The sequence below is a fragment of the Lysobacter sp. Root983 genome, assembly GCF_001429345.1.
GTDB lineage: Bacteria > Pseudomonadota > Gammaproteobacteria > Xanthomonadales > Xanthomonadaceae > Lysobacter.
Window position 1 is genome coordinate 418,038 of sequence record NZ_LMJO01000012.1, and the last position, 20,238, is coordinate 438,275.

A 20,238-nucleotide genomic window follows, 5' to 3' on the forward strand; every position below is an offset into this window, starting at 1 on the left:
AGGTATGCCACAGGCCGGTCGTGTCGCGACCGGCGCAGGCAACGGAGGGCAGGATGAACTCGAACAGACGCGCCCTGGTCCTGGGCGCCAGCGGCGGCATCGGCGGAGAAGTCGCGGTGCGCCTGGTCCGGCGTGGCTGGGAAGTGCACGCGCTGCAGCACCGCAGCCGCATGGCCGGGCGCCGCGGCAACGGCATCTATTGGTGGCGCGGCGACGCGATGCAGCGCGACGACGTGATGCAGGCCGCCAAGGGCGCGTCGCTGATCGTGCATGCGGTGAACCCGTCCGTGTTCCAGGACGGCGATACGCAGTCGCTGAGCATGCTGCAGCACAGCCTGGACGCCGCCATCGCCGGCCGCGCGCGTCTGCTGTTGCCGGGTAGCGCCAGCAACTACGCGCCCTCGGCGTCGGTGGCGGAGGACGCGCCACAGCAGCCGCAGACGCGGCGCGGCGCGCTGCGGGTGGAGATGGAGCGGCGCCTGCGCGACGCGGTGGAGCAGGGCGCGCGCGCCCTGATCGTGCGCAGCGGCGACCACTTCGGGCCGCACGCCGGCCACAGTTGGTTCGCCCAGGCCATGGTCGAACCCGGCCGCGCGGTGAGCGGCGTGCGCTACCCCGGCCGCGTCGGCATCGGTCACCAGTGGTGCTATCTGCCGGATCTGGCCGAAACCATGCTGCGCCTGGTCGAACAGGAGGAGCGCCTGGACGCCTACGAGCGTTTCCATGTCGGCGGACATTGGGACGCCGACGGCAGCGCCATGACCGCGGCGATCGCGCGCGCGCTCGGGCGCGCCGGCCTGCGCGTGAAGCGCTTTCCCTGGGCCCTGCTGCGCATGAGTTCGCCGCTGCTGCCGATGTTCCGCGACATCGCCGAACAGCGCCGGCTGTGGATGGAGCCGGTGCGGCTGGACAACCGCCGTCTGCTCGGCTTCCTCGGCGAGGAGCCGCGCACCGACCTGGACACCGCCGTGCGCGAGACCTTGTACGGCATGGGCTGCCTGCGGACGGCGCCGCTGCCGCAACCCGCGCCCGTGGTCGCGCGCGCGACGCCTACGCCCGAGCAGTTGCCGTTCGAACTGGCCCTGTTGGAGCGCAAGCTGCTCGATCGCGTGCTGCAGGACCATGCCGCGCAGCAGCATGGCGAGGAACTCGCGATCGCGGCCTGAGCGCGACGCCGTCCGCTGCACAGTGCGTGCGCGCCGGGTCGGGTAGAGTGGCGACGCTCGACCTAGTCGGCGGATCCCGCGCCGCCGGCGCCGCCCTGCTGTCGCCGCACCGATCCTGACGGAGTTGCCATGCCCTCGACCGCGCCAGCACCCGACCGCGCGTCCAGCGAAGCCATCGTCTCCATCGTCGGCCTGACCAAGGCCTACGCCGGCGGTTTCCAGGCCCTCAAAGGCGTGGATCTGGCGATACGCCAGGGCGAGATCTTCGCCCTGTTGGGGCCGAACGGCGCCGGCAAGACCACCCTGATCAGCATCGTCTGCGGCATCGTCAATCCCACCTCGGGTACGGTGCGCGTCGACGGCCACGACATCCTGCGCGACTTCCGCGCCGCGCGCGCCAAGATCGGCCTGGTGCCGCAGGAGTTGTCCACCGACGCCTTCGAAAGCGTGTGGGACACGGTCAAGTTCAGCCGCGGCCTGTTCGGCAAGCCGCCCAATCCGCAGCATCTGGAAAAGGTGCTGCGCGACCTGTCGCTGTGGGACAAGAAGGACGCCAAGATCATGGCACTGTCCGGCGGCATGAAGCGCCGTGTGCTGATCGCCAAGGCGCTGGCGCACGAGCCCAAGGTGCTGTTCCTGGACGAACCCACCGCCGGGGTCGACGTCGAGCTGCGCCGCGACATGTGGAACATGGTGTCGGCGCTGCGCGCCAGCGGCGTGACCGTGATCCTGACCACGCATTACATCGAGGAGGCCGAGGAAATGGCCGACCGCATCGGCGTGATCAACCACGGCGAGATCGTGCTGGTCGAGGACAAGGCGGCGCTGATGCGCAAGCTCGGCAAGAAGCAGCTGACCCTGCACCTGCAGACGCCGCTGCAACGTCTGCCCGAACCGCTGGCCGGGCTGGCGCTGGAGCTGTCGGCCGACGGCCACGAACTGGTCTACACCTTCGACGCCCAGGCCGAGGAGACCGGCATCGCCGCGCTGCTGCGCTGCCTGGGCGAGCACGGCATCGACTTCAAGGACCTGCAGACCACGCAGAGCTCGCTGGAGGAGATCTTCGTCAGCCTGGTGCGCTCCAGCGCGCGCGGAGCGACGCCATGAACGTCTACGCGATCCGCGCCATCTACTACTTCGAGATGCACCGCACCTGGCGGACCCTGATGCAGAGCATCGCCTCGCCGGTGCTGTCGACCTCGCTGTACTTCATCGTGTTCGGCTCGGCGATCGGCTCGCGCATGGTCGCCATCGACGGCATCAGCTACGGCGCCTACATCGTGCCGGGCCTGATCATGCTGGCGCTGCTGACCGAGAGCATCTCCAACGCCTCCTTCGGCATCTACATGCCCAAGTTCACCGGCACCATCTTCGAGATCCTGTCGGCGCCGATCTCCTTCGTCGAGGTGGTGCTGGGCTACGTCGGCGCGGCCGCGACCAAGTCGGTGATCCTGGGCGCGATCATGCTGGCCACGGCGCGCTTGTTCGTGCCGTTCGAGATCGCGCACCCGTTCTGGATGGTCGGCTTCCTGGTCCTGACCGCGGTCAGCTTCAGCCTGTTCGGCTTCATCATCGGGGTCTGGGCGGACGGCTTCGAGAAGCTGCAGATCGTGCCGATGATGATCGTCACTCCGCTGGCCTTCCTGGGCGGCAGTTTCTATTCCATCCACATGCTGCCGCCGCTGTGGCAGAAGCTGTCGCTGTTCAATCCGGTGGTGTACCTGGTCAGCGGCTTTCGCTGGAGCTTCTACGGCGTGTCCGACGTCAGCATCGCGGTCAGCGTGGGCATGACCGCGGCCTTCCTGCTGCTGTGCCTGCTGGCGATCTGGCTGATCTTCCGCACCGGCTACAAGCTCAAGTCCTAGGCGCGCGCAAGGCCGCTCGCCGCGGCGATGCGTCCGATCAAGGCCGCTCGCCGCGGCCTTGCGCCTTGGCGTTGGCGATCACCGCATGTACCAGCTCGCGATCGCGATGGCGCGAGATCGCGACCGCGCCCAGGGCGATCGCGCGTTCGCGCATCGCGGTGTCGACGTCGTAGTGGGCGCCGCTGGTCTTGTTCTGGAACGCGCGCCGCGGAATCCCCAGCCGCTGCGCGAAGGCGTGCAGCTCGTCCAGGGTATCGGCCATCAGGTGGGCCCAGCGTACGCCGCGCCAGGGCCAGACGGCATCGTCGACGTAGACGGTCATGCGCGATCCGGTGGGGAAGGGGACCAGTATCCGCCAGGCGGTGGCATCACTGCGCCAGTTCGACGCGATCGCGGCCGGCGGCCTTGGCCCGGTACAGGGCCTTGTCGGCCTTGCGGATCCAGGACCCGGCGTCGGGCGTGCTCGGCCCGGCTTCGGCCGCGCCGATGCTGATCGAGCAGCGCAGGCCCTGCGCGAACAGGCGCTCGCGCACGCGCTCCAGGGCGCGTTCGGCCACGTGCTGGGCCTCGTTGAGGTCGGAGCCCGGCAGCACCACCGCGAACTCGTCGCCGCCGTAGCGGCCGGCGGTGTCGGTTTCGCGCAGGCAATGCTGCAGCAGCGCGGCGAATTCCTCGATCACCTGGTCGCCGACGGTGTGGCCCTGGCTGTCGTTGATCTGCTTGAAGTGGTCGATGTCGATCATCATCAAGGTCGCCGGCCGCTGGGTGCGCTGGTGGCGCGCGAGCTCGCCGCGCACCACTTCCAGCCAATGCCGGCGATTGGCCAGGCCGGAGGCGAAATCCACCACCGCGACCTCGCGCAGCAGCTTGTTCTGCAGGCGCACCTTGTGGCCCAGCTCCCAGGTCGCGATGCCGATGGTGAGCGGGTAGGCGATCAGCAGCGGCAACGAGCCCAGGATCTCCATCTGCCCGCTGTGCGGCGCGAACGCGAAACCGTTCAAGGCCGCCACGATCAGGCAGGCGGCCATCATCCACAGCAGCGCGCGCGAGGCGAAGCGCGGGCCGCCGACGCTGAGCTTGTCCATGGTCAGCATCACCGCCAGCAGCACCGAGGGCAGCAGGTTGAACTGCATCAGCGCGATCCAGACCCCGCCCATGGCCGAGTCCACGGTCAGATTGCGGAACTCGGTGCGGTCGGGGTGGGCATTGCGGCGCGACAGCCAATAGGCCAGGTGCGGCCAGACCAGGCCGTTGAACGCCAGCAGCGCCCACACCGCCGCCGGCGCGTCGGTGGCGTACAGGCCCGAGCCCACGCACAGCATGCCCAAGCCCAGGCCGATGCTGCGCATGCGACGGATGCGGCGGATGAAACGCAGGTGCGACTGCGTCAGGTCGGCGGCGAGTTGGGTGGACGGCATTGCGACAGCCTGTGGCTTGGACCAGTGTCTCGAACCAGGGTCGGGCGATGTCGTGGGGGATGCGGCTCGTCCTGCCCGAATTGTCTCAGATCGTCGTGCAGGCGATGTCGACGCGGCCGCGCCGCGGCCCCGCAGGCACGGTCGAACCGGCATGCCGATCGTGGCGTGAAGGCGGGGCCGCACCGAGCTGGCGATGCCCGCCCTAGAATGGGGCTCGCCCGATTGCGACGACCGTCATGCGGATTTCCGCCCTCCATCACGTTGCCCTGATCTGCTCCGACTACCCGCGCTCCAAGCACTTCTACACCCAGGTGCTGGGGCTGCGGGTGATCGCCGAGGCCTACCGGGCGGCGCGCGACTCCTACAAGCTCGACCTGGCCCTGCCCGACGGCAGCCAGCTGGAGCTGTTCTCGTTTCCCGATCCGCCGCCGCGCCCGTCCTACCCGGAGGCGCGCGGCCTGCGCCACCTGGCGTTCGAGGTGGTCGACATCGACGCCGCGGTAAGCGCCCTGCAGGGCCATGGCGTGACGGTGGAGCCGGTACGCGTGGACGAATACACCGGCCGGCGCTACACCTTCTTCGCCGACCCCGACGAACTGCCGCTGGAGTTGTACGAGCGCGCGCCCGACTGAGCGCGCGTCCTCAGTCGCGCGCGATCGCGTGGCCTTCGGCCGCCCAGGCCGCGAAACCGCCCGCGAGCGGGCGCACGCGCTTGTAGCCGCGGCGCTTGAGTTCCTGCGCCAGCACCGCCGCCGAGGCCTCGCTGGGACAGTCGCAATAGACGATCACTTCGTCGGCTGGTATCAACGGCGCGTCCGACAGGGTGGCGACGAAGATCGCGCCCGGGATCCAGCCCGATTCGGCGCGGCTCTCGGCGCGGCGGACGTCCAGGATGGTCGGGCCGCTGCCGTCCTCGATCATGCGGTATAGCTCGCCGACCGTGATCCGGGCCATGCGCAACTGGCGCAGAAACCACTGCCGGCGCACCCACTTGTAGGCCACGAAGGCTGCGATCAGCGCCAGCAACACCGGCAGTGCGTAGTGGCCCAGCGCTTCCAGGCGCGCGAGCACGTCGTTGACCGCGCGATGGAACACCGCGCCCACCGCCACCGCCACGCTGGCCCATAGCAGCGCGCCGATCGCGTCGAACAGCAGGAAGCGGCGCGTGCTGGTGCCGGTGTCGCCGGCCAAGGTGGTCGCGACCGCGGCGAAGCCGGGCACGAACTTGGCCAGGATCAGCGAGGGCGCGCCCCAGCGCGCGTACACGCCGCGCGTCATCAGCACGCAGGAATCCGGCGACAGCGACAGTCGGCACATCAGCTTCAGCAGCGCATTGCCGAACCGGCGCCCGCCCAGGAACCACAGCCAGTCGGCGACCACCGCGGCGGCCGAGGCGACCAGCACGATCGCCAGCAGGCTCTCGCCGCGATCCACCGCGATCGCGGCGGTGACGATGATCGGCGGGTAGGCCGGCACCGGCAGCCCGCCCTGATCCAGCAGCACGGCGACGAAGACCACGAGCAGGCCGTAGCTTTCGATCAGGTGCAGCAGCATGTCCATCGGGGTCTCGGGCGGCAGGCCACGCGGGCCAGAGCGGCAGTGTCCGCGCAGCCCCGGCGCCGCGCAATCGGCGCCGGGAAGAAGCAGCGTTGCGCGGCTGGCACGCCGCGCCAACGGGCACGTGGCGCCCGCGCTTACAGCCGCGCGGCGTTGGCCAGGGCGCGCACCTCGTCGAAACGCCAGTCGCGCAGCAGGCGGCCGTTCTCCCACACCGTGACCATGGCGTCGTCGTAACCGGCAGGCCGAGCCAAGTCTTCCAGCGTCGCCGCCTCGGCCGGCACCGGCACGGTCTTGAAGTGGCCGTACTCGCGATGGCGCAGCAGGGTCATGCGGCCGCGTTTGCTGGCCTTGCCCTTGTCGGTGACCGGGTCCTTGTAGACGTCGATCCATTCGCCGTTCACGCGCGCGGCCGAGCACTTGAGCGCGAACTTCTGGGTGTCGCGGTCCAGGCGTTGCAGCAGCGCGCCGCCCATGCCGAAGGCGAGGTTGTCGGTGGCGTAGCCGTAGCTGGTAGCGCGTTCCAGGATCGCGCGGATGCTGGTCGGGTTGATGCCGTCGCCCTGGATCACCCGCACGTGGTTGAGCACCTTGTAGCCCTTGCCGTTGACGGTATGGCCGAAGGCTTCGTCGAGCAGGCTCAGGCACTGGTGGACCACGTCGACCGGGTCGCCGGAGTCGGGGCGGATCACCACGGTCGCGCCCGAGGCGATCACTTCCTCGCGCAGGGTCTTGCCCCAATGCTCGCGGATCGCGTGGAAGATGTCGTAGCTGTCCGAGACCACGGCCACGATCGCGCCGGGCTTGGCGAACTGGCGCAGCATGTTGCGGTAGGCGTCGACCTCGTGCTCGCGGCCCCAGCTGGTGATGGTGCTGTGCTCGGCGGCCGGGATCGAATAGCCGGCCATGGCCTCGTGATAGTAGGCGCGCGCGGCGAGCAGGCCGGCGACGGTGTCGGTGCCCATGAAGTTGACCAGGTGGGCGACGCCGCCCAGCGCGGCCGATTCGGCGCTGGAAACGCCGCGCGCGCCGAAGTCGTGCAGCTTGAACGGCAGCTGGCCTTCGGGATCGTCGCTGGTGCGTTCCAGGAACTGGCGGATGGTCTGCTTGGCGTGCCAGCTGATCGTGGCCACCGTCACCGGGTACCACAGGCGCAGCAGCAGGGTCTCGACGTAGGACGGCACCCAATACGCCTGCGGGTCGGTGGACTCGATCGTGACCAGGGCCTGATGGGTCGGCACCACCGTGCCTTCGGGCACCGCGCGAATGCGCAGCGGCAGCAGGCCGCCGTGGTGATCGACGATGTAGCGCCAACCGGCTTCGTTGAAGGGCTCGCCGTGCGCGGCGTAGAGATCGCGCGCCTCGTCGATATCGGCGTGGCTGATCGGCTTGCCCAGGTATTCCTTGAGGATCGCCTGCAAGCCGAAGAATACGGTGCGATCGTAGACGCCGCCGCGCGATTCGACGTAGAAGAACGTGGCGTCGGTGCCGGGCGGATACTGCAGCCAGTGACTGGCCTTGTAGCTGTCGGTGTTGAGCAGCAGGTTGTTCAGGCATTGCATGACGGGAAGCTCCTTCGCGTCGGGATGACCGGCGGTCTGTCCGCCGGCGGGGGCGGCCGGCGGTTCAACCGCGGCCGAGGAAGAACTCGAGTATGTGCAGGTGGTCTTCGAACAGCTGCGGGCCCATCTCCAGCGCCACGCTGACCGGAATCCAGCGCGCCTTGTCGGCGTCGTCGCCGCCGCGCACGTCGGGCAGCTCGCCGCTGGGGAAGTCGAAATGGAAGGCGTGGGTGATGGTGCGCCCGCGCTGGCTGCGTTCGGGGTGGTCGAACACGTGCTGGTGGCGGATCGATCCCTTCAGCACCGGCAGCGGAATCTTCAGCCGGGTCTCTTCGCGCAGCTCGCGCAGGCAGGCGTCGAGCAGGCTTTCGTCCTGGCCGACGAAGCCGCCGGGCAGCGCCCACAGGCCCTTGCCGGGTTCGGCGCGGCGCCGCACCAGCAGCACGTGGCCGGAATGCACCACCACCGCGTCGGTGGTGACGAAGGTGGGCGGGTAGGGCGCGTCGGCCCAGGCCGCGCGGTAGGTGTCGATGAACTGGTGCTCGGCGACCAGTTGCTTGAACGCCGGCGAGTTCTTGCGGAAGGCCTCGAGCATGTCGAACACCGGGCCGGGCACGTTGGCGCGGATCAGCATCAGGCCGCCGTGGCTGTCGAGCTGATTGGCCTCGTACAGATAGCGGCGCAGTTCGGTGGCCGACAGGGTGGCGGTGTGCTGCACGTCGACCAGCTGCCACTGCGGGAACTCGCGCAGGTAGTAGCTGGAGGCGTCCTTGTCCTGACCGATTAGGCCCACCCGCGCCTGCGCGTCGCCGCCGTCCTGGGCGATCGCCTCGGCGACCGCGCGCTGCACGCCGGCGATCCAGCGGCTTTCGTTGTAGAGACGATCGCGCAGCGGACGCACGATCAAGCGTTCGGCGGCATCGCCCAAGGCGGATTGGATCATCACCGCGCGCTCGGCCACGGTGAACGGGTTCTTGGTGGTGCGCGGGGTGTCGGCCGAGCCGACCAGGAAGATGACCTTGCGGGCCTTGGTCAGGGCGAGGCGGGCGACGGCGGCGTGACCGTTGTGGAACGGTTCGAAACGCCCGATGAAAACCAGGTAGTCGTAGTCCATGAGGCTCCCTCACGGTGAGTAGCCCCGGGTCTGTCCCTGGGCTTGTCGATCATGCTACGCCGATCGCGCGAAGCCGACAATGCGGTCGCGTGGTTCGCTCGCGACCCGTCCGGGATGCCGCTGCCGCGTCTACGCCTGATCCTCACATGCGCCGTCGCAAGATCGCGTATGGGGCGAATGCCGACGCGAACGGACGCGCGGCGGCGGCCCCGTCGCTAGGCGGGAGGAAGCACGTGCAATTGCAAGGCGCCCAGCAGACGCTGTTGATCACGCTCTACGCCAAGGCCCTGGACAACCGTTCGGCGCAGCCGCTGCTGCACGACGAACTGGCCGACGAGATCGTGCGCCGGATCGACTACGACTTCGGCCACTTCCCGCTCAATACCGGCCAGATCGCCGGCATCGCCCTGCGCGCCAAGGTGCTGGACGAGTGGGCGCGCGAATGGCTGGCGCAGCATCCCGACACCATCGTGCTGCACCTGGGCTGCGGCCTGGACACGCGCGTGTTTCGGATCAATCCGCCCGCCGATCTGGACTGGATCGATATCGACTATCCGCAGGTCATCCAACTGCGTCGCGAGTTGCTGCCCGAGCGTTACGGCAGCTACCGCATGCTGGCGGTGGACGCGTCCGATCCGGACTGGCTGGCGCCGATCGCCGGCGGCCGCCCGGCGCTGGTGATCAGCGAAGGCCTGTTCCCGTATCTGGAGGAGGCCGACGCGCGCGACTTGGTGAAGCGCGTGATCGACCGCTTCCCGCGCGGCGAATGGTTGTGCGACATCTATAGCCGCTTCGCCCTGCGCCTGCTGCGGCGCTCCTGGGTCGGCCGCAGCACCGGCGCGCGCTTCGGCGATTGGGGCGTCGACGATCCGCGCGAGATGGAGGACTGGCATCCGCGCCTGACCTTCGTCGACGAGCCGCGCTTGAGCGAACGCCCCGACGTGCTGGGTCTGCCCGCGCGCCAACGCTGGGTCTACCGCGCCTACGACCGCTGGAGCTGGCTGCGCCGGCTGGGGCGGCTGGCGCGCTACCGATTCTGAGGCGCGCCAACCGTCGTTACTCGCCCCGTCAACCTCATGCCGCGTTGGCGGCGCGGGTGGCCGGCGGTGTCTTGCGGAACGGAATCGCCAGACGGTTCCAGGCGTTGATCGCGATTACCGCGTAATTGAGCGCGCCCAGGTACTGTTCGCCGAACGCGGCCAGCGCGCGCGCATAGACCGCGTCGGCGACCGGCGCGTCGGCCACGCGCGTGACCGCTTCGGTCCAGGCCAGGGCGGCGCGTTCGCGTTCGCTGAAGGGACCTTCGTCCCACACTCGCAGCAACTGCAGGCGTTCGGCGGTTTCGCCGTGGGCCATGGCCTCGCGCGTGTGCAGCCACAGGCAGTAGGCGCAGCCGTTGATCTGCGAGGCGCGCACGTTGATCAGGTCGATCAGCGCGGTTTCCAGGCCGCTGCGTTCGACCGCGCTGTGCAGGGCGCCCAGGGCCTGGAGGCCGCTGGGCAGCAGGGTATTGGTGTCGAGGCGTTGCGACATATGCGTGCTCCGTTAGGGGGAAAGGCGGCGCCCGTGCCGGGCGTCTGCGGAGCAGGTTAGGATGTTCATCGGTGAAATACATTCCGACAAGAATGCAAGCGGTGATTACATGAATGAACAACGCCTGTCCTGGGACGACTACCGTTTCATCCTCGCCGTCGGCCGCGCCGGTTCGCTCAACGGTGCGTCCAAGCGGCTGGGCGTGAGCCACCCCACGGTGTTCCGGCGCATCAACGAGATCGAGCGTAAGCTCGGCGCGCGCCTGTTCGAGCGCGCGCGCGACGGCTATGCGGCGACCGCAACCGGCGAGGAAGTGATCGCGGTGGCGGCCGAGATCGAGCAGCGCATCGAGGCCACCGAGCGCCGGCTCTCGGGCCTGGACGCGCGCCCGGCTGGCAGCTTGCGCGTGACCACGGCCGAGGCCCTGCTGAGCGGCCTGATGCCGCCGTTGCTGGCGCGGTTCCGCCAGGCCTATCCGCGCATCGTGCTGGAGCTGACCGCCGACAACGCCACCCGCGACCTCAGCCGCCGCGAAGCCGACGTGGCGCTGCGCCCCGGCGGACAACCGCCCGACAGCCTGATCGGGCGCAAGATCGCGACGATCGCGGCGGCGGTGTACCGGCCGCGCAAATTCAAACTGCGCGCGGGCGCGGACCTGGGCGAGCAGGATTGGGTGGTGCCGGACGACAGCCTGTCGCATATCGCGATGGCGCAGTGGGGGATCAAGCGCGGCTATCACGAGACCGCGGTGCTGCGCAGCAACAGCCTGCTCGCGCTGCGCGACGCGGCCGCGGCCGGGATCGGCATGGCGGTATTGCCCTGCCATCTGTGCGACGGCGATAAGCGACTGGTGCGGGTCGGCGATCCGATACCGGAGCTGCGCTCGGACCTGTGGCTGCTGACCCACCCGGACCTGCGCCGCAGCGCGCGGGTCAAGGTATTCCTGGACGCCATGCGCACGGGCTTCGCGGAATTGCAGCCGCGTCTGGACGGATTGCCCGCGCGCGAGGGGTAGGAAAAATCCTACAAACGATCGAGCGCTCGGATGACGTTATCTGAGTCACGAAAAGCGCACATTGAGCTCGTCCCCGACAGCACGGCCTTAGGCACCGGCAGGACGCCGCGCCACGGAGACGGACGCCGAGACAGGAACTGTCGGAGCTGGGCCGGGGACGCCTTATTCAGAGCAAGGAAGCGCCATGTTTCGCGTCGAACTGAAGCTGCGGAACGGCAACGGAGGCAAGGCCCTGACCACCGCGATCGCGGAACTGGCGCAGGATTACCTCAGCCCCGAAGCCGCACTGGAAGCGGTGCTGCCGCTGGCGCAGCGCTACGCGGAGCAATCGCGCAATGGACTGTGGCTGCGCATCTACGACGCGCGCTCGCAGGCTGTGTTCGGCACGCTGGTCCCCTAGGCCCGCGTGAAGCCCCTGCCGCCCGGAACGTTGGACGAGCGCTCCGGGCGGCGCGGGCGCCTCTCAGGCGTTCGCGCCGCGATCCAATACGCCACGATCCAGCAAGCCGGCCGCGGCCGCGCGCGCGACGTCGGCTTCCACGTCGATGTCCCACTGCAATGCGGGGGCGTCGAGCCAGGTCAGTTCATCCGGCGGCAGGCGCGCGAGCAGCGCACCGAAGCCGCGGTCGCCGTGCAGGCCACGCGCCTGCGCCATCAGTTCGCCTGAGACCACCGCCGGAATGCCCGGCGCATCGCCGTGGCGGGTCGCCGCGCACTGCGAGCGCGCGCGCGTCGCACCTGCGAGCAGCGCTTGCAGATGTTCCAACTCCAGGGCCGGTTGATCGCAGCCCAGGATCAGCACGGGCCCGGCGTGTGTAGCCAAGGCCGTCGCGCCGCAGTGCAAGCTACTCGCCAAGCCGAGCTCCCAATTTGGATTGAGGCAGACCTCGGCGGGCAGGTCGGCGATCGCGGCTTGCAGGGCGTCGGCCTGCGCACCCAACACCACCAACAGGCGCTGCGGTCCCGTCTGCGCGGCCAGGCGCACGGCGCGATGGATCAGGCGTTCGCCGTCGCGCGTCAACAGTTGCTTGGCGCGACCGAGCCGGCGGCTGCCGCCCGCGGCCAGCACCAGCGCCGCATGCGTCATGCCGGTGCGTGGTGCAGCGACTGCAACTGCGCGGCGACGCTGAGCGCGATCGCTTCCGGGCCGTCGCCGCCGAGCTTGAGCCCGATCGGCGCGTGCAGGCGCGGCGCGAGCGCGGCGCGCGCGGCTTCGGGCAGCACCCGGAACAGGTCGTCGCGACGCTGGTGGGGCCCGAGCAGGCCGACGAATCCGATCTCGCTCGTGGCCAAGGCTTCCAGCGCTTCGCGGTCGAGTTCGAAATGATGATGCATGACCAGCGCGGCATCGTGCGGACGCGCGCTCGCCAACGCCTGCGCGGGCGCACGCGCGATCGCGTAGTCTGCGTGCGCGGCCTGGGCGGTCCAGCGCGGGCGGCGCTCGACCACGCTGGTGATCCAGCCCAGCGAGCGCAGCAGCGGCAGCAGCGAGGCCGATTCCGGACCGGCGCCGAACACCAGCACCGACGGCGGCCGCGCGATCTCCAGCAGCCAGGCGGTCGCGCCGCGGCCCAGCCACGAGGGCGTCGCCACCGGCAGGGTCCAGGGCTGGTGCTCGCCGCCGACGCGCACGCGCATGGCGCCGTTGAGGTTGATGTCCAGGCGCAGGTCGCCGTGACCGCGCCGCCATTCGTCGACCAGCGCCGGCAGTTCGCGCAGTGCGGCCAGCGGCAGCAGGGCCAGGCGCAGGCGGCCGCGGCAGCCGATCGCCGAACCGTCGAACAGGTCCTCGTCGCTGCGGGTGTCGATGTCCATCCACTCGACCCGGCCGTAGCGCGCCGCGGTCGCCGCCAGCTCCTCGATCTCGGGCTCGATGCAGCCGCCGCTGAGCCAGCCGACCTGGCCCTCGCGCGCGCCGAACAGGGCCACCGCGCCGGGGTGCACGTAGGTCGAGCCCTCGCTTTCCAGGACCACGGCTAGGCTGGCCGGGTCGCCGCGTTCCTGCGCGCGCACCGCGGCTTCCAGGGTGCCGCGCACGCCACCGGCGGCGGGCAGGGCGGGCGCAACGGGCGGAGCGTCTGGCACGGCGAATCCCTGAGCGCGGACGACCGCCCGATCATGCGGTCTGGCCATGACGCCTGCAATGCGGGCGGCCGCACGACAGGCGCGCTTCTTGCAGGGCGCCGGCCATGGATGGCGTAAACACGGCCGCAGGCGTATGTTCGGCTTTCCCCAGCCGCCGCGAGGGATCCATGAAACTGCATGTCAACGGCAGCGAGCACGAGGTGGACGCCCCACCCGACATGCCCCTGCTCTGGGTCCTGCGCGACCTGATGCAACTCACCGGCACCAAGTTCGGTTGCGGCATCGCCCAATGCGGCGCCTGCACCGTGCACGTCGACGGCGCCCCGCGCCGCGCCTGCGTCACCCCGGTATCGACCGTGGAAGGCAAACAGATCCTCACCATCGAAGGCCTGTCGGCCGACGGCAGCCATCCGGTGCAGCGCGCCTGGGCCGAGCTGGACGTGGTCCAGTGCGGCTACTGCCAGTCCGGTCAGATCATGTCGGCGGCGGCCTTGCTGGCCAAGGTGCCCGCGCCCACCGACACCGATATCGATCAGGCCTTGTCCGGCAACATCTGTCGCTGCGGCACCTACCCGCGCATCCGCGCGGCGGTGAAGCGCGCGGCGGGGCTCGGCAAGGCCTGAGTCGCGCGCGCGGCCGCGCGGCCGCCGCGAGCTTCGTCATTCGCAACGGAGGTGTGCCGTGAACGCTGTGCCTCAGCCTTCCCGACGTCGATTCCTCAAGGCCGGTGCCGTCCTCGGCGGCGGGCTGGTGATCGGCTTCGTGATCCCCGGCGCGCGCCGCTACGCGCTGGCCGCGCCGGCCGCCGCCAGCGCCGCCGCGCCGTTCGTGCCCAATGCCTTCCTGCGCATCGGCGAAGACGACAGCGTGACCGTGCTGATCGCGCATTCCGAAATGGGCCAGGGCGTGTGGACCGGCCTGGCCATGCTGGTCGCCGAGGAACTGGATGCGGACTGGTCCAAGATCCGGGTCGAACACGCGCCGGCCGCGCCGGCCTACGCGCACACCGCGTTCGGCCAGCAGATGACCGGCGGTTCCACCAGCACCTGGTCCGAATTCGACCGCTACCGCCAGGCCGGCGCGACCGCGCGCCAGCTGCTGGTGGCGGCGGCCGCGCAGCGCTTCGGCGTGGCCGAGGCGGACATCCGCACCGAGAACGGCGTGGTCGTGGCCGGCACGCAACGCGCGCGCTACGGCGAGCTCGCCGCCGATGCCGCGAAACTGCCGGCGCCGAAGGCCGCGCCGGTGCTCAAGGACGCCAAGGACTGGAAGATCATCGGCAAGCCGACCAAGCGCCTGGATTCGCCGGAGAAGATCACCGGGCGCGCGAAGTTCGGCATGGACGTGCAGTTCGACGGCCTGCTGACCGCGGTGGTCGCGCGCGCGCCGGTGTTCGGCGGCACCGTCAAATCCTTCGACGCCGCCGCGGCCAAGGCCGTGCCGGGCGTGCGCGACGTGGTCCAGGTGCCCAGCGGCGTGGCCGTGGTCGCCGATCATTACTGGGCCGCCAAGCAGGGCCGCGATGCGCTGAAAGTGGACTGGGACCTGGGCCCGAACGCGGGCCTGGACACGGTCAAGCTGCGCGAGGAGTTCCGCAAGCTCGCCGCCACCCCGGGTGCCGTCGCCGCGCAGGCCGGCGATGCCGCCGCCGCGCTGGCCAAGGCCGGCAAGACCCTGGACGCCGAGTACCACACGCCCTATCTCGCGCACGCGCCGATGGAGCCCCTGAACTGCACGGTCAAGATCGACGGCGACGGTTGCGAGATCTGGACCGGCACCCAGTTCCAGACCGGCGACCAGCACGCCGCCGCCGGCATCCTCGGCCTCAAGCCCGAACAGGTGCAGATCCACACCATGTTCCTGGGCGGCGGCTTCGGCCGGCGCGCCACCACCAACTCGGATTTCGTGTCCGAAGCGGTGCAGGTCGCCAAGGCCGCGGGCAAGCCGGTCAAGACGGTGTGGTCGCGCGAGGACGATGTGCGCGGCGGCTACTACCGGCCGATGTACCTGCAGCAGGCGCGCATCGCGGTCGACGCGCAGGGTTATCCGGTGGCCTGGCAGCATCGTATGGTCGGCCAGTCCATCATCGGCGGCACGCCGTTCGAGGCGCTGATGGTCAAGAACGGCGTGGACGCGACCTCGGTGGAGGGCGTGTCCGATTCGCCGTACCTGAAGGACATCCCCGACCACCGCGTCGAACTGCATTCGCCCAAGACCGGCATCCCGGTGCTGTGGTGGCGTTCGGTCGGGCATAGCTACAACGCCTTCGTGATGGAAAGCCTGATCGACGAGCTCGCGCATGCGGCGAAAAAGGATCCGGTCGAATACCGGCGCGCGCTGCTCAAGTCGCATCCGCGTCACCTGGCCGCGCTGAACCTGGCCGCCGAGAAAGCCGGCTGGAGCACGCCGGCCGCGCAAGGGCGCGGGCGCGGCGTCGCCGTACACGAATCCTTCGGCAGTTTCCTGGCCCAGATCGCCGAAGTCTCGGTGGAGAACGGCGCGATCCGCGTGCATCGGGTGGTGTGCGCGATCGACTGCGGCCTGGCGGTGAACCCGGAAGGCGTGCGCGCGCAGATGGAATCGGGCATCGCCTTCGGCCTGGGCGCGGCGCTGCACAGCGCGCTGAGTTTCCAGGACGGGCGCGTGCAGCAGTCCAACTATCACGACTACCAGGTGCTGCGCCTCAACGAGATGCCGCAGGTCGAGGTTCACATCGTGCCCAGCACCGAACGCATGGGCGGCGCCGGCGAACCGGGCACGGCGCCGATCGCGCCGGCGGTCGCCAACGCGGTGTTCGCCCTGACCGGGCAGCGCCTGCGCGAACTGCCGCTGCGGCTCAAGGCCTGAGGAGGACGACGACATGCGCATCCTGCTGATCTGCGGTGTGGTCCTCGCGCTCGCTGCCTGCGGTCCGCGCCCCAGCCCCGAGCAACGCGAAAAGGCGTTGGTCGCGTTCGCCACCGTGCAGAAGGTGTTCCAGCATCCGCGTTGCCAGAACTGCCACATCCCCGGCGATCAGCCGCTGCAGTTCGACAACGGCCAACCGCACGCGATGGGCGTGGTGCGCGGCCCCGAGGGCAAGGGCGCGGTCGGCCTGCCCTGCGCGACCTGTCACGGCGAGAAGAACCTGCCCGCCAGCTACGGCCCCAACGCACCGCCGGGCGCGCCGCATTGGCAGCTGCCGCCGCCGGATCGCAAGATGGCCTGGATCGGTTTGCCGCCCAAGCAGCTGTGCGAGATGATCCAGGATCAGAAGCGCAACGGCGGCCGCGACTTCGCCGCCCTGCTCAAGCACGTCAGCGAGGACAAGCTGGTGCTATGGGGCTGGGAGCCCGGCGGCAACCGCCTGCCGGTGCCGGTGCCGCACGACGAGTTCGTGGCTCAGTTCAAACTCTGGGCCGATGCGGGCGGTCCCTGTCCGGCGGCGTAGCCACTCGGTTGCCGGAACCGCTTTGCTTCCTGTGGGAGCGGCGTAAGCCGCGATCGCGGCCGCATCGTCGCTTCATTGCCATCGCGGCTTACGCCGCTCCCACAGGGTAGTACCTGGCAAGAGGGGCGCGTACGCCTTTGAGTTCGCTGCAACCCGGCACCCGCAGGTGCCGCCTGCCGCGGAACGTTTCCAGCATCGTCCCGCGAATCGAGGCCCGCGCTTCACGGCGCGGGCCTCGTCGTATCAGGTCGCGGGCATCGCCTTAGGAGCGTCCTCGCCCTCCCGATGCAACCACCGATACAACACCGGCAGCACCAGCAAGGTCAGCAGCGTCGAAGACACGATGCCGCCGATCACCACCGTCGCCAGCGGCCGCTGCACTTCCGAACCGGCGCCGACGTTGAAGGCCATCGGCAGAAAGCCCAGCGAGGCCACCAGCGCCGTCATCAACACCGGACGCAAGCGTCCCAAGGCGCCGTCGACGATGGCGTCTTCGAGGCGGTCGCCCTGCTCGCGCAGCTTGCGGATGAAGGCGATCATCACCAGGCCGTTGAGCACCGCCACGCCCGATAGCGCGATGAAGCCCACGCCGGCCGAGATCGACAGCGGTATCCCGCGCAGCGCCAGCGCGATCACGCCGCCGGTCAGCGCCAGTGGCACGCCGCTGAACACGATGGCTGCGTCCTTGGCCGAACCGAAGGCCCAGAACAGCAGGGCGAAAATGATCGCCAGCGTCACCGGCACCACGATCGCCAGACGCTGGCTGGCCGATATCAACTGCTCGAAGGTGCCGCCGTAGTCGATCCAGTAGCCGGTCGGCAGCTCGACCTGGGTCGCCACGCGTTGGCGCAGGTCGCCGACGAAGCCGCCCAGGTCGCGGCCGCGCACGTTGGCGGTGATCACCACGCGGCGCTTGCCGTTTTCGCGATTGATCTGGTTCGGCCCCAGGGTGGTCTCGATCTTCGCCACCTCGCGCAGCGGCACCGTCTGCGGCGCGCCGGACATCCACGCGGCGGCGCGGCTGGACTCGTCGACGTTGTCGTTGCCGGCCAACGGGATGGGCAGGTCCTGCAGAGCCGCCGGATCCTGGCGCAGACGCTCGGGCAGGCGAACCACGATGTCGAAACGACGATCGCCTTCGAACAGCTGGCCGGCCACTTCGCCGCCCACCGCCGTCGCCACCGTGTCCTGCACCGCGCCGGGATTGAGGCCGTAGCGCACCAGCGCCTGCCGATCCGGCACGATCGTCAGCAAGGGCAAGCCGGTCGCCTGTTCCAGCTTGACGTCGGCGGCGCCGGGCACCGCTTTGGCCACCTCCTCGATGCGCCGGCCGACTTCGACCAAGCGATCCAGGTCGTCGCCGTAGAGTTTGATCGCCACGTCGGCGCGCACGCCCGAGATCAGCTCGTTCATGCGCATCTGGATCGGCTGGGTGAACTCGTAGTTGTTGCCCGGCAATTGCTTGACCGCCGCTTCGATCTCGGCGACCAGCTGCGCCTTGGATTTGCGCGGGTTCGGCCATTGCTCGCGCGGCTTGAGCATCAGGAAGGTGTCGGCGACCGAGGGCGGCATCGGATCGGTCGCGACCTCGGCGGTGCCGAGTTTTCCGAACACGCGCTCCACCTCCGGAAACTGCTTGATGCGCGCTTCCAGGGTGGCCTGCATCTTGATCGCCTGTTCCAGGCTGGTGCCCGGAATGCGCATCGCATGCATGGCGATATCGCCCTCGTCCAGGCTGGGAATGAACTCCGAGCCCAACCGCGTCGCCAGCAGGCCGCACAAGGCGATGCCGGCCAGCGCGCCGCCGATCACCCAGGCGCGGCGACGCAAGGCCCAGGCCAGTGCGGGTTCGTAGGCCTGGCGCGACCAGCGCATCAGCCGGGTTTCCTTTTCCTCGACGCGGCCGCGCAGGAACAGGGCGATGGACGCCGGCACGAAGGTCAGGCACAGCAGCATCGCGCCGGTCAGCGCCAGCACCACGGTGATGGCCATCGGGTGGAACATTTTCCCCTCGACGCCGGTGAGAGCGAAGATCGGCAAATACACCGCGGTGATGATGCCCAGGCCGAACAGGCTGGGACGGATCACCTCGGCGGTCGCCGACGCGGTCGTATCCAGCCGTTCCTCGTCGCTGAGCGGGCGTTGCAGCGCATGCTGCAGTTCGCCGAAGCGGCGCAGGCAGTTCTCGATGATGATGACCGCGCCATCCACGATCAGGCCGAAGTCGAGCGCGCCCAGGCTCATCAGATTGCCCGACACGCCGCCGCGGACCATGCCGGTCATCGTGAACAGCATCGCCAAGGGGATGACCGCGGCGGTGATCAAGGCCGCGCGGAAATTGCCCAACAACAAGAACAACACCACGATCACCAGCAAGGCGCCTTCGATCAGGTTCTTGGCCACCGTCTTGATGGTGCGATCGACCAGCGCGGTGCGGTCGTACACCGGCGCGGCCGACACGCCGGCCGGCAGGCTTTTGTTGGCCACGGCCAGTTTTTCGGCGGCGGCCTGCGCCACTTCGCGGCTGTTGGCGCCGATCAGCATGAACGCCGTGCCCAGCACCACCTCGCGGCCGTTCTGGGTCGCCGCGCCGTTGCGCAGCTCCGGGCCTTCGCCGACCTCGGCCACGTCGCGCACGCGGATCGGCACGCCGTCGCGGCGGTCCAGCACGATGTCGCGAATCGCATCGAGATCGGCGACCTGGCCCGGCGCGCGCACCAGGAACTGCTGGCCGTTGCGTTCGATGTAGCCGGCGCCGACGTTCTGATTGTTGGCCGCGACGGCCGCGACCACGTCGTGCAGGGTGAATCCCAGCGCCACCAGCCGCGCCGGGTCGGGCGTGATGTGGATCTGGCGGGCGTAGCCGCCGATGGTGTTGACCTCGGTCACGCCGGGCGTATTGCGCAACTGCGGCCGCACCACCCAGTCCTGCAAGGTGCGCAGGTCGGTCGCGGTCCAGGGCGTGCCGTCCTTCTTGCGCGCATCGGGCTTGGCATCGACCGTGTACATGAAGATCTCGCCCATGCCGGTGGCGACGGGGCCCATCTGCGGCTCCAGTTCGGCCGGCAGCTGCGATTTCACCTGCTGGATGCGCTCGGCGACCTGTTGGCGTGCGAAGAACAGGTCGGTGCCGTCCTTGAACACCACCGTGACCTGCGACAGGCCGTAGCGGGAAATCGAGCGTGTGTAGTCCAGGCCCGGCAGTCCGGCCAGCGTGGTTTCGATGGGGAAGGTCACCCGCTGTTCGGATTCCAGCGGCGAGTAACCGGGCGTCTCGGTGTTGATCTGCACCTGGACGTTGGTGATGTCGGGCGTGGCGTCGATCGGCAGCTTGGTGAAGCTCCAGACGCCCACGCCGATCAGCGCCGACGTCAGCGCGATCATCAGCCATCGGTGCGCGATGGCGAAGCGAATGATTTTCTCGAGCATGAGTGTTTCCTCGGTATTCGGGTGGGCCGCGCATCGCGAACGACGCGGCGGCATGCGCCGGACC

The 20,238-nt window shown here is 69.5% G+C and carries 19 protein-coding genes; 10 read left to right on the forward strand and 9 right to left on the reverse strand.

All coding sequences use genetic code 11. The annotated features are described in order from the left end of the window. Positions 1-53 precede the first annotated feature (53 nt). The 3 genes from ASE43_RS09140 (at position 54) to ASE43_RS09150 (ending at position 3,031) form a co-directional block, all read left to right on the forward strand. Complete coding sequence (locus tag ASE43_RS09140; RefSeq protein ID WP_082607201.1) at positions 54-1,166, forward strand: NAD-dependent epimerase/dehydratase family protein; 1,113 nt, start codon at positions 54-56, stop codon at positions 1,164-1,166. Positions 1,167-1,295: 129 nt separating this feature from the next. Continuing rightward, positions 1,296-2,273, forward strand: a complete 978-nt coding sequence (locus tag ASE43_RS09145; RefSeq protein WP_057160247.1) for an ABC transporter ATP-binding protein — start codon at positions 1,296-1,298, stop codon at positions 2,271-2,273. Further along, complete coding sequence (locus ASE43_RS09150; RefSeq protein WP_056178148.1) at positions 2,270-3,031, forward strand: ABC transporter permease; 762 nt, start codon at positions 2,270-2,272, stop codon at positions 3,029-3,031. Before ASE43_RS09145 ends, ASE43_RS09150 begins: the two co-directional genes overlap by 4 nt. 37 nt (positions 3,032-3,068) lie before the next feature. Here ASE43_RS09150 and ASE43_RS09155 read toward each other — a convergent pair whose 3' ends face one another. Continuing rightward, the gene (locus ASE43_RS09155) at positions 3,069-3,353 is read right to left on the reverse strand and encodes a DUF4031 domain-containing protein (protein WP_057160248.1); all 285 of its coding nucleotides are present in this window, start codon (positions 3,351-3,353) and stop codon (positions 3,069-3,071) included. 46 nt (positions 3,354-3,399) lie between these two features. Next, positions 3,400-4,449, reverse strand: coding sequence for a diguanylate cyclase (locus ASE43_RS09160; protein ID WP_056178152.1), 1,050 nt, complete (start codon positions 4,447-4,449; stop codon positions 3,400-3,402). 236 nt (positions 4,450-4,685) lie between these two features. Between ASE43_RS09160 and ASE43_RS09165 the strand changes: the two genes are divergently transcribed. Beyond that, positions 4,686-5,081: a VOC family protein gene (locus ASE43_RS09165; RefSeq protein ID WP_056178156.1), complete on the forward strand. Its 396-nt coding sequence runs from the start codon at positions 4,686-4,688 to the stop codon at positions 5,079-5,081. Between the two features lie 10 nt (positions 5,082-5,091). Here the strand turns inward: ASE43_RS09165 and ASE43_RS09170 are convergent, their stop codons facing one another. The 3 genes from ASE43_RS09170 to ASE43_RS09180 form a co-directional block, all read right to left on the reverse strand. Continuing rightward, positions 5,092-6,009 (reverse strand): rhodanese-like domain-containing protein, encoded by a 918-nt coding sequence (locus tag ASE43_RS09170; protein WP_057160249.1) that lies wholly within the window; start codon positions 6,007-6,009, stop codon positions 5,092-5,094. Positions 6,010-6,143: 134 nt separating this feature from the next. After that, positions 6,144-7,568 carry a nicotinate phosphoribosyltransferase gene (locus tag ASE43_RS09175; protein ID WP_057160250.1) on the reverse strand — a complete coding sequence of 475 codons (1,425 nt, stop codon included), beginning with the start codon at positions 7,566-7,568 and terminating at the stop codon, positions 6,144-6,146. A 64-nt stretch (positions 7,569-7,632) separates the two neighbouring features. Beyond that, positions 7,633-8,682 carry a bifunctional nicotinamide-nucleotide adenylyltransferase/Nudix hydroxylase gene (locus tag ASE43_RS09180; RefSeq protein ID WP_057160251.1) on the reverse strand — a complete coding sequence of 350 codons (1,050 nt, stop codon included), beginning with the start codon at positions 8,680-8,682 and terminating at the stop codon, positions 7,633-7,635. Positions 8,683-8,915: 233 nt separating this feature from the next. Between ASE43_RS09180 and ASE43_RS09185 the strand changes: the two genes are divergently transcribed. Beyond that, positions 8,916-9,722, forward strand: a complete 807-nt coding sequence (locus ASE43_RS09185; protein WP_162258776.1) for a class I SAM-dependent methyltransferase — start codon at positions 8,916-8,918, stop codon at positions 9,720-9,722. Positions 9,723-9,756: 34 nt separating this feature from the next. Here ASE43_RS09185 and ASE43_RS09190 read toward each other — a convergent pair whose 3' ends face one another. Beyond that, a complete protein-coding gene (locus tag ASE43_RS09190; protein ID WP_057160253.1) occupies positions 9,757-10,215 on the reverse strand; it encodes a carboxymuconolactone decarboxylase family protein in 459 nt (152 codons plus the stop codon). A gap of 109 nt (positions 10,216-10,324) precedes the next feature. Here ASE43_RS09190 and ASE43_RS09195 point away from each other — a divergent pair, with 109 nt between their 5' ends. Both ASE43_RS09195 and ASE43_RS09200 read left to right on the forward strand, forming a co-directional pair. Then, complete coding sequence (locus ASE43_RS09195; protein ID WP_057160254.1) at positions 10,325-11,230, forward strand: LysR family transcriptional regulator; 906 nt, start codon at positions 10,325-10,327, stop codon at positions 11,228-11,230. A gap of 184 nt (positions 11,231-11,414) precedes the next feature. Next, positions 11,415-11,630, forward strand: coding sequence for a hypothetical protein (locus ASE43_RS09200; RefSeq protein WP_056178169.1), 216 nt, complete (start codon positions 11,415-11,417; stop codon positions 11,628-11,630). Positions 11,631-11,693: 63 nt separating this feature from the next. On the opposite strand, the gene ASE43_RS09205 is transcribed toward ASE43_RS09200, so the two are convergent. Next, positions 11,694-12,317, reverse strand: a complete 624-nt coding sequence (locus ASE43_RS09205; protein ID WP_057160255.1) for a nucleotidyltransferase family protein — start codon at positions 12,315-12,317, stop codon at positions 11,694-11,696. Beyond that, positions 12,314-13,315 (reverse strand): XdhC/CoxI family protein, encoded by a 1,002-nt coding sequence (locus tag ASE43_RS09210; protein ID WP_162258777.1) that lies wholly within the window; start codon positions 13,313-13,315, stop codon positions 12,314-12,316. The genes ASE43_RS09205 and ASE43_RS09210 overlap by 4 nt, the downstream gene beginning before the upstream one ends. Positions 13,316-13,482: 167 nt before the next feature. Between ASE43_RS09210 and ASE43_RS09215 the strand changes: the two genes are divergently transcribed. From ASE43_RS09215 to ASE43_RS09225, 3 genes are read left to right on the forward strand one after another with little or no spacing between them, the layout of a single operon-like run. Continuing rightward, on the forward strand, positions 13,483-13,938 hold the full coding sequence (locus ASE43_RS09215; protein ID WP_056178173.1) for a (2Fe-2S)-binding protein: 456 nt from the start codon (positions 13,483-13,485) through the stop codon (positions 13,936-13,938). 58 nt (positions 13,939-13,996) lie between these two features. Then, entirely contained in the window at positions 13,997-16,162 is a 2,166-nt protein-coding gene (locus ASE43_RS09220) for a xanthine dehydrogenase family protein molybdopterin-binding subunit (protein ID WP_057160257.1), read from the forward strand. Between the two features lie 13 nt (positions 16,163-16,175). Then, complete coding sequence (locus ASE43_RS09225) at positions 16,176-16,745, forward strand: hypothetical protein (RefSeq protein WP_056178176.1); 570 nt, start codon at positions 16,176-16,178, stop codon at positions 16,743-16,745. Between the two features lie 243 nt (positions 16,746-16,988). Here the strand turns inward: ASE43_RS09225 and ASE43_RS09230 are convergent, their stop codons facing one another. Continuing rightward, positions 16,989-20,174 (reverse strand): CusA/CzcA family heavy metal efflux RND transporter, encoded by a 3,186-nt coding sequence (locus tag ASE43_RS09230; protein ID WP_057160258.1) that lies wholly within the window; start codon positions 20,172-20,174, stop codon positions 16,989-16,991. Positions 20,175-20,238: the final 64 nt, after the last annotated feature.